Origin of the sequence: Mesorhizobium sp. ESP7-2 (assembly GCF_020164715.1) — a bacterium.
GTDB lineage: Bacteria > Pseudomonadota > Alphaproteobacteria > Rhizobiales > Rhizobiaceae > Mesorhizobium.
This window is the reverse complement of record NZ_JAIUGQ010000027.1, coordinates 78,709-91,988: the sequence shown is the minus strand read 5'-3', so window position 1 is coordinate 91,988 and position 13,280 is coordinate 78,709. Positions and strand designations below refer to the sequence as shown.

Below are 13,280 nucleotides of genomic sequence, written 5' to 3'. Positions count from 1 at the left end.
GGCCCCCGGCGGCGATGAGAGCAAGAAGGTCATCCTCTGGAACAACCCGCAGTGAGCGATCGGTGGCCGGCCCCGCAGGGGCCGGCTTCCCCGCCAGGCAAAAGGAGGATGCAATGAGCCGCTACACGATCACGGTCACTGGCACCGTCACCGGACAAGGCCACTCGGACCCCGAAGCCGTCATCGGCTACGACCCGCCGCTTCGGACTTATTTCCTGCAGGCGTTCCCCCACGAAGTGACCGACGAACCCGCGCTCTGGCTTGGCACCCACGATCGCGCGTTCGAAGCGCTTGACGATCTTCACCACGCGGCAATTGCGCATGGCTACGACTTCATGCCGCTGCCGCCAGAGGTCGCCACGAAGCTGGTCGAGGACAAGGCCGCTGCCGGCGATCGTCCGCAGCGCGATGGAATCCTCGGGCGTCTTCTAAAGCGCCTCAACGACCCCGACTAGGCGAACGAACAAAAAGGGCCGGCGACAGAGCTCCGTCGCCGGCCCTTTTTTTGCACATGGCAAAGAGCCGTAACCGGCCCTCATCACCCGATGGGACAGCGACATCCGGCAAGCGGCTTATCCCTTCGGCAGTTTATGCTTGTGGGTGTGGATGTAGTCCTGCACCGCCTTGCGCAGCAACTCGGTCATGCTGTGTCCGTTGTTGATCGCCAGCAGCTTGAACTGGCGCTGCTCTACAGCGGTCAGATAATAACCGCAGCGCACCATCTCCTCCTCCCGCATTTTCCTTCCGGCGATCGGGTCCTTCTTCTGGCCCTGCCGCACCAGTTTGCGAAAATCGGGTGGAGTGGCCGATGCCGGCTCGGCCGGTTGCATCGCCGCTGATTTAGCCTTTGCCTGCGGTGTCTCGGCTTTCGGCGGAATAAACATGCTTGGAAGGGCCGGCAGCTGTGTCGAGATCGCCTTCATCATGCGGGCTTTCTTGTCGGCGCCGGCCTTGGTTTCGTCGATCATGCCACATGCCTCGTTGCTTCAATGAAGGTTTTCAGGACGTCGTCAAAGACGCCCTCGCTCTCGGCAATCGCCTTGGCGTCGGGTTCCGTCGGGGTGTAAAGCGTCTGTCCGGTCTGGAGATCGCGATAGGCGACGCGGTTGTGGAGCATGTGCTCGGCGACCGGCGTGCTGTTGGCCTGGATGATGGCGCGCAGCTCGGTCAAGGCGCGCGCCCTGCCATCGATGATCGTCTGTTTCGTCAGCACGAACACCGTCGGCAGTGGCCGGCCACGACTTTCGACTGCGAGCGGAATATAGTGATCGGTGACCTGGATGGCGGCGGTTACGTCATCGAGCGCGAGATAGATCGGTACGACGACGATATCGGCGGCAAACAGCCCGGCCATGAGATTGTCATTGGTCGTGCCTTCGGTGTCGATCAGGACGACGGAGCGTTCGCCATTGTGGTGAGCCGCCGCTTCGAGAATTTCCTGCGGCGTCATCGCGCTGACCAGCTGGAGGCTGTCGGGACGATTGCCGGCGTCACCCAGCATCTGGAACCACCGGCTCATGTTCTGACGACGGTCGCCGTCGATGAGGGTGACCGAATAGCCTCGGTGCAGCGCGACGGATGCGAGCGCGCGTAGCATGGTGGACTTGCCAGTGCCTCCCTTGGGGATCACAGCGGACATGATCAAGGCGGCCTCCTTCCCGCGTTGTCTCCTTGTCTCCTTGTTTCCATGTTAACATGGAAACAAGTCATCATGGACACATGGATTAATGTCACGGTCGAAACATGCTGACATAGTCAACGCGGCAGACCGGTTTGGCAACCCAGGAGCGCACCAGTAAGGGGCCTGCTCCGGGTGACAATCATGACGCAGCTTATCTTCAGTGGGGAAGGGTTCCGCTCGGACGAGCCGACTGCGAAAGCGCTCATTGTTTCCATGTTAACACGGAAACATCACGACGCGTTGCGCGCCGTCGGACTGAAGTGACTGGGCTGGTTGCGAGGAGGGACTGTTCGCGTGGTCTCACCGCTTCTCTTTCTTGTGGCAGGATAGCCTATTTTGTGATACACACAAAATAGGCGGCGCAGCCCTAACGGGCCTTAGCGCCCGCAAGCGGGCTTGAGAGATGGATGCAGACGCTCAGAAAGCTGCGGTGAAGAGCGCGTCACGACGCTATGGCGAGGTGACGCACATCCGGTTTTCGGCTGACGAGCTGGCCAGTCTCAAAGCCATTGCGGAACGGGAGGGCGCAACCGTCAGTGAGGTCGTCCGACGTCTGGTGCGGGCTGAGGCCGGACATCTGCCTGTCGCGTCAGAGGCGGTGCGGCCGGCGATCGTGGACATGACCGATCAGTTGCGGCGCGTCGGCGTCAATTTCAATCAGGCCGTGCGCGCCATGAACGACGGCCGAGTTGCCCATGATGAGGATCTTGAGCGGGCGCTGATCGCCGTGGGCGACCTCGTGCGGCGGTTCCGCGAGGAACTGAAGGCGATGACTGGCGGGTCCCGCAAGACGAGGGAGGCCAGGCCATGAGCGGTCGTCTTGCTGGTTACGCGGCCGAAATCGAACGCTATCTGCGGGGCGAGCCCGGCGTGCAGCGTGAGGAGCTGGACGACGACAAGTCCGAGACGGGCGCCCGGCGCGAGGCCGGTGAATTCCAGGCGATGAAGAATTATGAGCGGACCGGTGGCGGGGGCCTCGGGCAAGGACAAGCCGGCTCGATGGTAAGTGGCGGCAGGAGACCTCCTCGTTCGTCGCCGGGAGTAACAGGAGTGGCGGGGAGCTCCATGTCCAGCAGGGCACCGAAGTCCGCCGCGGCTGCGAGCTCCCCCAAGGCCGCTAGCGCCCCGATCATGGTCTATGGCGCCACGCTTGCCGGTTTTCGGCCGGAAGAGGAGGAGGAAGACTGGAAGCGGCGCGGCGGCGGTGGCGGCCGTGGTGCGGGTCGCCCGAGCGGTACCGGGCGAGCGGCGCGGGTCACCTATCAGGCGCGGGCCGTGGCGGCGAGGGCAGGCTATGCGGCGGGCGCGCAGCCTGCTGTGTTCAAGGTCATGCCCAATCCGCCATCCACGAAGGACGCGGCGTCGCGGCTGCTCAATTACATCGGGAAGCGCGAGGACGAAAAAGGCGAGAAACACGATATCGAAATCTTCGACGAGGACGGACAGGTTCTTGCGACAAGCGGCGCACGAAAGGCGTTCCTGGAAACGTTTTGCGAGACGTTCGAACCACCCTTGGAAAACACCAATTTTATCGAGGTTCGTTTCGACCTCGCCGGCGAGGTCACCGATGCTGCCTTGAGCGAGGCGTTGAATAAGGCATTCGGTTCGAAACCGTTCATCTATGCGCAGGACGGACAGACGGTGCAGGTATACGCGCACACCGATGAGCGGGCCGGGCCGCTTGCGAGGGTCTTGGCCGGTGGTCGGGAGAATTCGCGCAGCAAGGCGCTCGACAAGATCGAGGCGCGGTTGTCCGAGGCCATGGGCGCAGCGGGGGTAGTAGCCAAGGCAGAGGTAAAGGCGGCCGTCAGCCGTGAACCCAAAGCGAAATATTTCCTGCAGAAGTTCATCCGCACCCACAGCCAGGTCCGCCACGCAAATGGCGAGCCCGCGCCTGGGGCGAAGAATTCCACCAAGGCGGCGGCTTCGGTCTATGAACAATGGCGCCCGCAGTTTTCGGGGCGTGAACGCCGCAATGCCTATCACCTGCTTTTCTCGGCGAAGGCCGGCACCGATGCCAACGCCGTTATGGCCGCGGCGCGCGCCGTGCTCGAGGAGCGCGCGCCAGGATACAAGTTCGTCCTGGCGCATCACAAGGACACCAAGCACGTCCATATCCACGCGATGGTGCAGGCACGGTCAGCCGACGGCGAGCGCCTGAAATTCTACAAGCCAGATCTGGCAGCCTGGCGCGAGACATTTGCGGAAAAAGCACGCGAGAACGGCATTGCGATGGTGGCGACGCGGCGCATGGATCATGCGATGACGCGGCCCTTCACGAAGGAGCATGCCGGAGCCTACAGCCGCGCCCAGAGCGATCCGCGCTACCAGGTCAGCGCCAGGACGATCGAGCGGGTGGAGGCCAAGCGGCAACGCCGTTTGGATGGACAATCCCTTGTCGTTAACGGCGATGCAATCGCTGCCGCATGGCAAAAGACTGTGACGACGATGCGGACCGTGGGCGTAGTCGGTCAGGCTCTCACGGCAGCAGAGTCGATCGGCAACAGTTTTCTGCGGTTGCGTCGCGATCGGACAGTGGAGGGGCAGCCAGGTCCTGCCGCGGGTCGCGGAGCTGATCAATCGGGGCAGAAGTCTTTCCTGTCCCATCCCGGTATGAGAGAATTGAATGCAATGATAGGAGATTTGAACATGGCGCAAACCCCCTTGGAAATGCGGCGTCAGATGGCCCGCGTCAATCAGGCTCTGGACAACATGCGCGAGACGCTGCCGCCGGCGCATCAAGGACAGTTCGAACAGTATCGTGAAGAGGTGAACGACAAGATGCACGATCGTCTCGCGCGGCTGCAATTCGAGCGGCAGCAACAGCGTCGTGGTGGTGGCAGTGGCGAGCCGATCCCCGAGCGCGAGGCGCGAGGGCGAGACCTTCCAACTCGGGACGATCCCCGCCAGCCGGAGCAGCCACGCACAGGCACCGAGCAGGAGAAGGTGGGAGCCAAGCAGAAGGACGCGAACAAACAGAAGGCACGGCAGTCGGAAGAGCAGGACCGCAAGACACAGCGCTCGAACGATAACGATTACGAGCGCTGAGCAAAGATTGCTTGCCGGCCCTCTGAAGCGCGGGAGAGTGCGGAGAACTGTCGCCGAGACTCGTTCGGGCCTCGGAGGTTCAGGATCAAGAGCCAGGCATCTCATTGCGAGGATGATATTGAAATCCGCTAACCTGCCGCATCGCGGGTGATCAGATGCTGGTCCCGTTTCCGGCGAGCGCAAAAGGCATTCGTCAATGAAGCTGATGCACGACGCGGCATTAGCCACCCATCAGCCTGCGGCGCTGCTACCCATGATCGTCGGTGGAGGAAAGCCCGGACTAACGCCTCGACATTTGTGAGGCGACTGCGACGTTCCCGGTTACGCTGATCGGATCCGTTGGAGATCTTCGTATTCACGTTGATGACCCATCCGTGACCATCATTGTTCGCGTTGCGAATGGCTGCAATGCGCCGCCTGATTTCGGCCGTTCAAGTCATCGCGGCCATTCCCAAAAGCTGCCATTCCGCTGAGTTCACCATTACTAAATGCCGGGGTTTCTCCCAAGCAATCACGATGTCTGCAGGTCTCTTCCTCTTGGCGACTCTTGAGACGACACTCGCCGACCTGGATACTAGTCTAACTGAACCGTCCTTGCCTGATGGCAGTTGTTCCGAACGGGGGTGGGCGGCATCCAGCCAGCCCGAGGTCGTCGACAACGTCCGGCTCCAACTCCCAGGTCACCCCTTGGTGGAAACCCGAATCCTCGACCTTGCTCAGATAGCCTGCTTCATCTTGAGCAGTTGCTGCGCGGCGGCCGCGTTGTCGCCGCCACCCGCCACATGCACGGTGGGAACGGCGAGCTTGATGCCGTTCTCGTCGAATGCCTTCTTGATCATCATGAACGCTCGCCGCTTGATGCCGAACTGAGTTCCCGGCTTGGTCATCAGCTTCATCCTGAGGTCGATCCCGGAGTCGCCAAAGCTGTCGACACCTTGCATTTTCAGCGGCTCGATCGTATCGGCCGCGAACTCAGGATCGGCGGCCAGCTCCTGACCGATCTTCTTGATGAGCCTGCGAGCGAGGTCCACGTCGGAATCGTAGGTGATGCTGAGAGCCATCTTGTCCATCACCCAGTCACGGCTCATGTTCTGGATGGCGCCGAGCACGCCGAACGGCACGGTGAAAATTGGGCCGCGGTGATGCCGCAGCCTGACTGACCGCAGGCTGAACGATTCGACGGTGCCCTTATAGCTGCCGCTCTGGATATACTCGCCGACACGGAAAGCATCGTCGAGCATATAGAAAACGCCGCTCAGCACGTCCTTGACGAGTGTCTGCGAACCGAAGCCGATGGCGACGCCGAAAATGCCCGCGCCGGCGATCAAAGGTGCGATCTGCACGCCCAGTCCGGACAGGATTGTCAGCACAGCGACGGCCGAGATGAAGACAGCGAGCACGTTGCGGAATATCGGCAGCAGCGTACGCAGCCGGCCGCTGCGGGCAAGGTCGTCCGCACTTGACCCTTCCTTTGGCGCGAGCTCCATCCGATGGGCGATCAACGCCTTCGCCAACTGCCAAAGCAGATCTGCAACCAGGAGGACGATGATGCTATTAAGCAGGCCCGAAATCACGAGCGCGCCTGTTTCGCTGCCGGCAAGGGCTGCAGTCCTGACACGCCAGATATAGGCGAGCCAAGCGACCGCGGCGCCGATCACCGCTGCCCTGGCTCCCCTGACGATCAGCACGTTCAGCATGATGCCGAGGGCACCGCTGCGCTGCGCTCTGCCGGCGAAGGCCTGTGCGACGTTGCCAACCCCACGCACCGCCACCGGCAACAGCAACGCATAGAGGCCAAGCCACAGCACGCCGAGCAGTCCTGCCACCCAGGCCAGCCAAAGCGCGATCAGATAGAGCGTCAGCAGCGATTGCCTGACAGTGGAAGCTGCGCAGCCCGGCCGCCGCCAGACGATTTCGATGGCGATGGCCAGTATGCCCAGGCCACAAAGCAGGGCAACCACGCGCGCCACGTCGATCGAGAAACCGATGCCAGGCATGAGGCTGACCACGGCCCAGCCAAACAGCAGAAAGCCGGCGATGAGGCTCACGCGGCGAAGCCAGAAACGCTGCACTGTCTCGCTTGCGACAGGGACTGCCGTCAGCGTCTCATCCGACGTTCTGGTTTCCGCGCCGGCAAGTCCAAACAGCAGCCTGGCAGTTGCGCGGACGACACGCACGGCGATGAAGGCGAGCAGCAAGGTCAGCACGATGCGGCGTAGCAAAGGCGGCCATTCGAACGCGAGGAACGAACCAATGGCTGCCAGAGCAAACGTCAACAAGGCAGCGACCTCGGACAGGGCCGCCTGTCCGGGATCAACTGTTCGGTCAGAACCGCCCAGCGCCAAAGCCCGGCGGACCAGCCACTCGGCGCCGAAGCCGACGACAGTCAGGACTGCCAGGATAAGGACCACCAGGCCGGGCCTGCCTGAATTCACGTCGCGCGACACGATGTCGGCGGCGTTAGCTGCCTCCTGCGGGATGCGAGGAATGGCATCGGTGAGCGCGACGAGACGTGCGCGAACGGCCAGCTCCCAGTTCGAGATCGCGTCGGCAGGCGATGCGGCAGACGGTTCCTCGGCGGCTGCCGGTACCTTTCCTTCGAGCCATACCTTAACCTCCGGATCGGACAGCAGGTCGAGGAACTGCCGTGCCTTTTCGGGCGGCACGCCGACGGGAGGCTGCTGGGCCTGGGCCCAGGAGGTTCCAACGAGCACCCAAAAGAGAATCGGAATGACGGCCGACAGCAGAATACCAATTTTAGTGGGCAGTGCGTTCCTCATCGTGCGCTCCCGCAATTTTCGGTCGACAGTGCGACCAGACGTTCCTGCAATCGACCGAACCATGCCGGATCGAACCATGCTATTTGACCCCCTCGAACTCACCCGGCCGCCAAGCCTTGTCGAACCAGGGTTCGAGTTCGAGCGACACAGAACTTATCCGCACCATCAGCACATAGATTGCGGCGCCTTCATTCTTCCCGGGCAGACCACCTCGAACGGGGCGGTCACGAGAACCTCCGCCCGTTTACTGAAACGCGAAAACGCGCTTCCAGTCATTCTTCATGTCAACCACGGCCCATTTGTTAGAGGGCGCCGCGTCTAGTCCCTTGTCGAGCTTTCCGATGTTGGAATGGCGGTCGTAAGCCCATTCGCGCTCGGCATCGGTGTGGTGAACGATGCCGGCGAATCGTGCACCTTGTCCGCTCGTTGTCCACTGCAGCATCGGAACATCGCCATCGGAATTGCCGAAGGCAAAGATCGGCCTTCGTCCGATGAACCGGTTGATTCCAACTGGCTTGCCAGGCCCATCACTGAGGAACTCGAATTCGGCAAGCTTCACCAGCACGGGCTTGCCGTCCGCCCCGATCTCGAATTGCGTCTTGCCCGACGAGCCGACCGCCTGCTCGGGAGGAATACCGTAGACCTTGTCCGTCCATGGGCGCATGAAATCAATGCCGCCGCCGGATACGATAAATGGCTTGAACTCGTGGGCGCGCAGGTAGGCGAGCAGCTCCAGCATCGGCTGGTAGGCAAGATCAGTGTAAGGACGATCGAACCGGGGATGGCGTGCCGTTGTGATCCAGTCGAGCACGGTCTTTTGGAACGCATCCACCGTGGTTCCAGTGTGGGCCACAGTCAGGATCTCCAGCAGCTCCTTCTGGCCGACCGCCGCCAAAGCCTCCGCGTCCTGGTCGAGCACCGCCTGGAATGGCTGCTTTGCTCTCCATTCCGGATGCAGCGGGGCCAGTGCCCTTATCTGGTCGAATGCGAAGGCCGCCTGGGCGTATATCGGTTGCTCGCACCACAACGTGCCATCGTTGTCGAAGACGGCGATACGCTCGGCGGGAGGGACGAAATCGGCCCCGTCCGGAGCCGTGACGCGCGCAACGAACTCGATAATCGAGGCCTTGACCGGCCCTTCGTTCCACGACTGCAGCCAGTCGCCCTGCGTCTGAGCCTGTGCGTTTGCGCGCCTAAGCGGTGCGACCAGAACCGGAACCGCAGCAAGCGCCGAGAGCACCGTCCGGCGACTGATGCCATTTGATTTTGATGTCATTGTGGCGTCCTCGCGAGCTCTCGTTGAACCTTCGTGATGGCCTGAAGTCTAGGCGGCAGTAAACGCACCGCGCGGTGCTGGTAGAGTTTCGCTCTGCACACGTGCCGGCATCGACCGCAACAGTGCGTCCTGCGCCACACGTCGCTCGCCTATCATGGCGTCGCCTTCCGCAGGACAACTGAATTAGGGCCCCACGCCCGCAGCGACGCCGATTTTCGATATCGCTGCAACGCAGTCCTTCCACCATACCGGTTGAAAATTCGATGGAATGGATCAGCCTGACTTTTGTTCGGCCAGGCACTTGCGACCCGTTGCCATTGCCTTGAAGGTGCCCTTCAGATCGACGACAAAGGTACCCTGGGTTTGCGGAAACACCGTCATCGTGTATTTCTTCGCCACGTCGCGTTTGAAAGCTGGGTCATCCGTCAAAATGTAACCTCCCGAATACCCGCCTTTGAGTAGGCCGGTCGTTGTGGTTACCACGCCGCGGTAAAGATGGCCGTCGATATCGACGAAGATGTCCTTGACTCCGTTCTTGATGCCTATGTCCAGCTTCGTGAACACGCCAAGGTACCCGACCGCCTGGTTTGCGGCTACGCCCATTTGCACCGAACCTGGGCCAAACGCACTCACGATCAGGCAATCTCCGCGTGTTTTATTTGCGTAGACAGTCCAACCCTCGACGTCATCCCCGTATTTGACTAGCTTATCGCTAGCCTTGGGGAGGGGATTTTCTTCCGCGTAGACTGCCGTCGCGGATGAAAGTGCCACCGACGTTGCCATGATGAGTGCCGTAAAATTTCGCATGATGGTTATCTCTCTCAGACGTGTAAGAGTTGTTTTTAGATCATGGCCTTGGAAGACCGCGGGAAGCGAGGGTGCTGTCGACGAATGCCAGCACCCTTAATTGCAACCTTAGTTTTGCGATCGAACGCGGAACCCTGCTATTTGACCACCTCGAACTCACCCGGCCGCCAGGTCTTGTCGAACCAGGGTTCGAGCGGACCATAAAGCCGAAGCAGCGTGTACCAACCCTTGCCGGGAACGGTTTGGATCCAGTTGGCTTCCTTCCCCTCGGGCGCGGTCGGGCCGAAGTAGAGGTCGACCGAACCGTCGGAATTCTCGATGAGCTTGTCGCGCTTGTTATTCTTGCTCGGGAAGGTCTGGCCCGTCTGAAGCTCCGAGCGCGTCTGCGGATCGTAGATCACCACGGACCAGAAATCCTTGGCCGGCGGATTAGCGGGAATGCGGAGGCTATAGGTCTTGGCGCCATCCAGATAGTCGCCGTTCCGGTCGGTGGCGGCATAGGCGTATTGGGAACCGACGCCGACCATTTTCTGCACCATGGCAGGCGTGTTGACCGTCGCCTGGTAGAAGTAGAGGGTCCTGGCGTCGAGATTGCGGCCGCCCTTGCCTTCGTCTCGGAGCCATTGATAGCTGCCGCCCACGAAGGCCACGTTCCAGGCGCTGTTCGGATAGAGTTGGACGTCGTCCAAGCGCGGGCGGAACACCAGCGCGCGGGCGGTTGCGTTGCCGACAGCGACCGCTTCGACCAGCAGCTTCTTCATCCGTTCGTCCGGTTTGAAGGGCTTGCCCTTCTGAATGCCGACAGAGGCAAACAGGCCCAACATTTCGGGGTCGAGCATCGAGCTCGGCTCACGCTCGATGACCGTGTGAAGCTCTTCATAGAACTCGTAGTCGTTGGCGTGGATGGTGTTCCACGGCTTCTGCGATCCGCTGATGAATTCCATCTTCGGCGGGTTGTCGCGTTTGCTGAGCGGATAGACCTTCAGGCCCTTTTTGAACGATGCCACCGAGGCGTCGGTCTTTCCGTCGACCAGGAAACCGCGCAGGATCAGCCAGTTCACGTAGCTGGTCGACTTTGAGACAAAGTACTTCTGACCGTTGACCTTGGCCTCCATGCCGCCGACAGGCGGATTGAGATCACCCTTGTAGTCGGGCGGGAGGATCAGGTACTTGCCCCCCTTTCCTCGATCGGGACCCGGGCCGCCCATGTCGGTCACGAAGCGGAAATAGGCATCATTGACCGTACCGGGGCCGGAGCCGGGGGGAATCTCGACGACGGTTGGCCCGTCCTTCGCAAGATCGAGGAACACGCTGCAATATACGGTATCGGTGTTGCCAGTCAGGAACAGCGGCGCGGAGTCCAGCAACTGGTCAAGAATGAGCGCCTTGTTGGGGGTGTCGGCGCCCAGTTCCAGGTGACCGAGACGAAGCCCCTCGATGGAGGTCGCAGGAATGCCGTTGAGGAATGTCTCCACGCCGCGCATAATATCGAGATTGTCATAGAGTTTGCCGACCGTTGCGTCGTCCGGCATCCCGTCGAAGAAGTTCAGCGTTCCGATCGACGTCTCGACCTTGTCGGGCGTCATAATCTTCTCTGGAATCTTGTGATTGTAGCCGGGGGTGTTTCCCTCCTGAGCTGACGCGATATTGATCGCAAGTAAACTTGCGCCGACTAAAGCAAAAGATCGCATACCATACCGAAGCATCGTCGTCTATTCCCTCTAAAGATGTTGAATAATTCCTGGTAGACTCACACGCAGCGAGAAGATGCACAAGGCATACTTACAGTTGACGTAAAGTAATCGCAGATTCCCTTCCATCATTCAGACAATGTAGTTCATCCAACTTTTCATCCGCAGCAGGATTCGCCGAACGACCGCGACCGACGCCATATGGGTGCTGTACACGGCGACCTGAGCTGTCGATCCGGCAGGCAGCTCGTAACCCGAAACATCATCCGTTATTTCGATGCCGACGAGCGCGAGGCCCTGTGTCTGTCCGCGATCCTCAGGATTGAGAAGAGTGGGGCTTGCTTGCAGCTGCCCTTGCGAAACTGCATCCGCAACCCCGCTGACCTTGCCCTGAAATACCTTCCCGGGAATTGCATCGAACGCGATCTCGGCTTCCGAGCCAACGGTCAGACGTTGAACGACAGCTTGCGGGAAGGCTGCTGCAAAAACCCTGTCGCCCTCGTGAATGAAGATCAATGCCGGTGCCGTTCCTGCCATCATGCCGGGGCGGAGGAAGAGCTGGGTTACGTAGCCGGCGGTTGGTGCTCTCACCACGGTTTGATCGAGGTCGTATTCGGCGTCGCGCAAGTCGGCCGTCAACCTGGCGACTGTCGTATTTACGCCGCCGATCTCCGACAAATAGGCCAATCGAGCGCGTTCCAGTGCCGCCTGACTCTCGGCCAGCGACTGGTTGGCCGCCTCGAGGTTATGCGACGCCGTATCGACAGTAGCCTGCGCAACCACCTTTTTTTCGAGAAGTTGTGTTTGGCGATCGAAGGCCTGCTGGGCCAGCTCGACCTGCGCCTCGGCTTTCGCAACACTGGCGGCAGCCTGGTCCTGCGCCGACTTCAGCTGCTTGACGCCTTGTTCCGCTTCCGCGACAGCAGCTTCTTTCTGTGCAACGACGAATTTGTAGGGCTCCGGATCGATCTTGAACAGGACGTCACCCTTCTTAAGGGCGATGTTTGGCTCAACTGGAACCTCGACCACACGGCCTTTCACTTCGGGAATGATCGGTGTGGTGAAGAAATAGAGGCGTGCTTCCGTCGTAAACGGATGATTGTAGTTAATGATTGCGAGTAGCCCGCCGACGACCACCACGCCTCCCAGGCATGCGGTGGTCGCGGTCCATTTGTTGACCGGCAGACGCAGGAATTTGAAGACGACAACGCAGATCGCCGCATAGCCAAGCAGGAGAAGTGCACCCATGGCGTCTACTCCGCGACCTGCTCAAGCGCTGAATGCCGTCTGTCAAGCTGGGAGGTTTCGGCAGAATTTCCCGGAGCCGCGGCCGGTGAAAGTCCCCAGCCGCGATCTGGGTGGTAGAGGAACGCCCAGATCCATAGGAAAGGCCACAGCGCCCCCAAGGTAAGGAGGCTGACCCAGGTTGCAGCACCGATCGCGTCCTGATGTGGGTGGTTGCGGGCCTTGGCGATCTCGTAAGGGATTGCCCAGACAGCGACCGCGCCGTAGGCAACCAGCAAAAGTACGATGATCAAGGTAATGAGCGCGACGCTGTCGAGCATTGTTGTTTCCATCCGAAGCCGTCTTAAGTCCGCTTCCCGAAGTCGCCCGGCTTCGTGCTGTTCGAGCAATGCAGCCGGCGGGAAAGAAAAACCAAAGTCATGCAACCACAGTTGTGCATTGAAGGGAGCAATGCATCACCCACCTACGTTGGGGCATTGTCCTCTTGTTCGGAAGGTAACTAACTGTAGTCTACCCGCTAAAAATGCGGTCTGGCCGCTGCCGGTTCGTGGACACCGATAAGGCGTTTGACGGAACTGGAGGAATGCAGAGCCTGTCCTGCCGTCGGCTTCGTATCGAGCGCACGGCGTGCAAGGTCTACAGGAAGAAAGATGGCGCTAGGGCGGATGTGTTCGACTACCTCGAGCGCTTCGATAATCCTCAGCGACAGCACTCGGTACGGTACGAGACTGTCTCACCCGTCGAGTTCAAGG

The 13,280-nt window shown here is 60.6% G+C and carries 11 protein-coding genes; 3 read left to right on the top strand and 8 right to left on the bottom strand.

The window, feature by feature from the left end:
* Positions 1–113: 113 nt before the first annotated feature.
* Positions 114–455 carry a hypothetical protein gene (locus LB543_RS22935; protein WP_224615633.1) on the top strand — a complete coding sequence of 114 codons (342 nt, stop codon included), beginning with the start codon at positions 114–116 and terminating at the stop codon, positions 453–455.
* 117 nt (positions 456–572) lie between these two features.
* Here LB543_RS22935 and LB543_RS22930 read toward each other — a convergent pair whose 3' ends face one another.
* On the bottom strand, positions 573–968 hold the full coding sequence (locus LB543_RS22930) for a hypothetical protein (protein WP_224615632.1): 396 nt from the start codon (positions 966–968) through the stop codon (positions 573–575).
* Positions 965–1,639 (bottom strand): ParA family protein, encoded by a 675-nt coding sequence (locus LB543_RS22925; protein WP_224615631.1) that lies wholly within the window; start codon positions 1,637–1,639, stop codon positions 965–967. The genes LB543_RS22930 and LB543_RS22925 overlap by 4 nt, the downstream gene beginning before the upstream one ends.
* A 445-nt stretch (positions 1,640–2,084) precedes the next feature.
* Here LB543_RS22925 and LB543_RS22920 point away from each other — a divergent pair, with 445 nt between their 5' ends.
* Together LB543_RS22920 and LB543_RS22915 are read left to right on the top strand one after the other, a co-directional pair.
* Positions 2,085–2,492, top strand: a complete 408-nt coding sequence (locus LB543_RS22920) for a ribbon-helix-helix protein, CopG family (protein WP_224615630.1) — start codon at positions 2,085–2,087, stop codon at positions 2,490–2,492.
* Positions 2,489–4,729: a relaxase/mobilization nuclease domain-containing protein gene (locus tag LB543_RS22915; protein ID WP_224615629.1), complete on the top strand. Its 2,241-nt coding sequence runs from the start codon at positions 2,489–2,491 to the stop codon at positions 4,727–4,729. Before LB543_RS22920 ends, LB543_RS22915 begins: the two co-directional genes overlap by 4 nt.
* A 716-nt stretch (positions 4,730–5,445) precedes the next feature.
* Here the strand turns inward: LB543_RS22915 and LB543_RS22910 are convergent.
* The 6 genes from LB543_RS22910 to LB543_RS22885 all read right to left on the bottom strand — a co-directional run bounded on the left by LB543_RS22910 (position 5,446) and on the right by LB543_RS22885 (position 12,848).
* Positions 5,446–7,509 (bottom strand): mechanosensitive ion channel family protein, encoded by a 2,064-nt coding sequence (locus tag LB543_RS22910; RefSeq protein WP_224615628.1) that lies wholly within the window; start codon positions 7,507–7,509, stop codon positions 5,446–5,448.
* 244 nt (positions 7,510–7,753) lie between these two features.
* Positions 7,754–8,785 (bottom strand): HAD family hydrolase, encoded by a 1,032-nt coding sequence (locus tag LB543_RS22905; RefSeq protein WP_224615627.1) that lies wholly within the window; start codon positions 8,783–8,785, stop codon positions 7,754–7,756.
* Positions 8,786–9,058: 273 nt separating this feature from the next.
* Complete coding sequence (locus LB543_RS22900; protein WP_224615626.1) at positions 9,059–9,592, bottom strand: hypothetical protein; 534 nt, start codon at positions 9,590–9,592, stop codon at positions 9,059–9,061.
* A 137-nt stretch (positions 9,593–9,729) separates the two neighbouring features.
* Positions 9,730–11,298: a DUF1254 domain-containing protein gene (locus LB543_RS22895; RefSeq protein ID WP_224615625.1), complete on the bottom strand. Its 1,569-nt coding sequence runs from the start codon at positions 11,296–11,298 to the stop codon at positions 9,730–9,732.
* 117 nt (positions 11,299–11,415) lie between these two features.
* Entirely contained in the window at positions 11,416–12,531 is a 1,116-nt protein-coding gene (locus LB543_RS22890; RefSeq protein ID WP_224615624.1) for an HlyD family secretion protein, read from the bottom strand.
* Between the two features lie 5 nt (positions 12,532–12,536).
* Positions 12,537–12,848, bottom strand: coding sequence for a DUF3302 domain-containing protein (locus LB543_RS22885; protein ID WP_224615623.1), 312 nt, complete (start codon positions 12,846–12,848; stop codon positions 12,537–12,539).
* Positions 12,849–13,280: the final 432 nt, after the last annotated feature.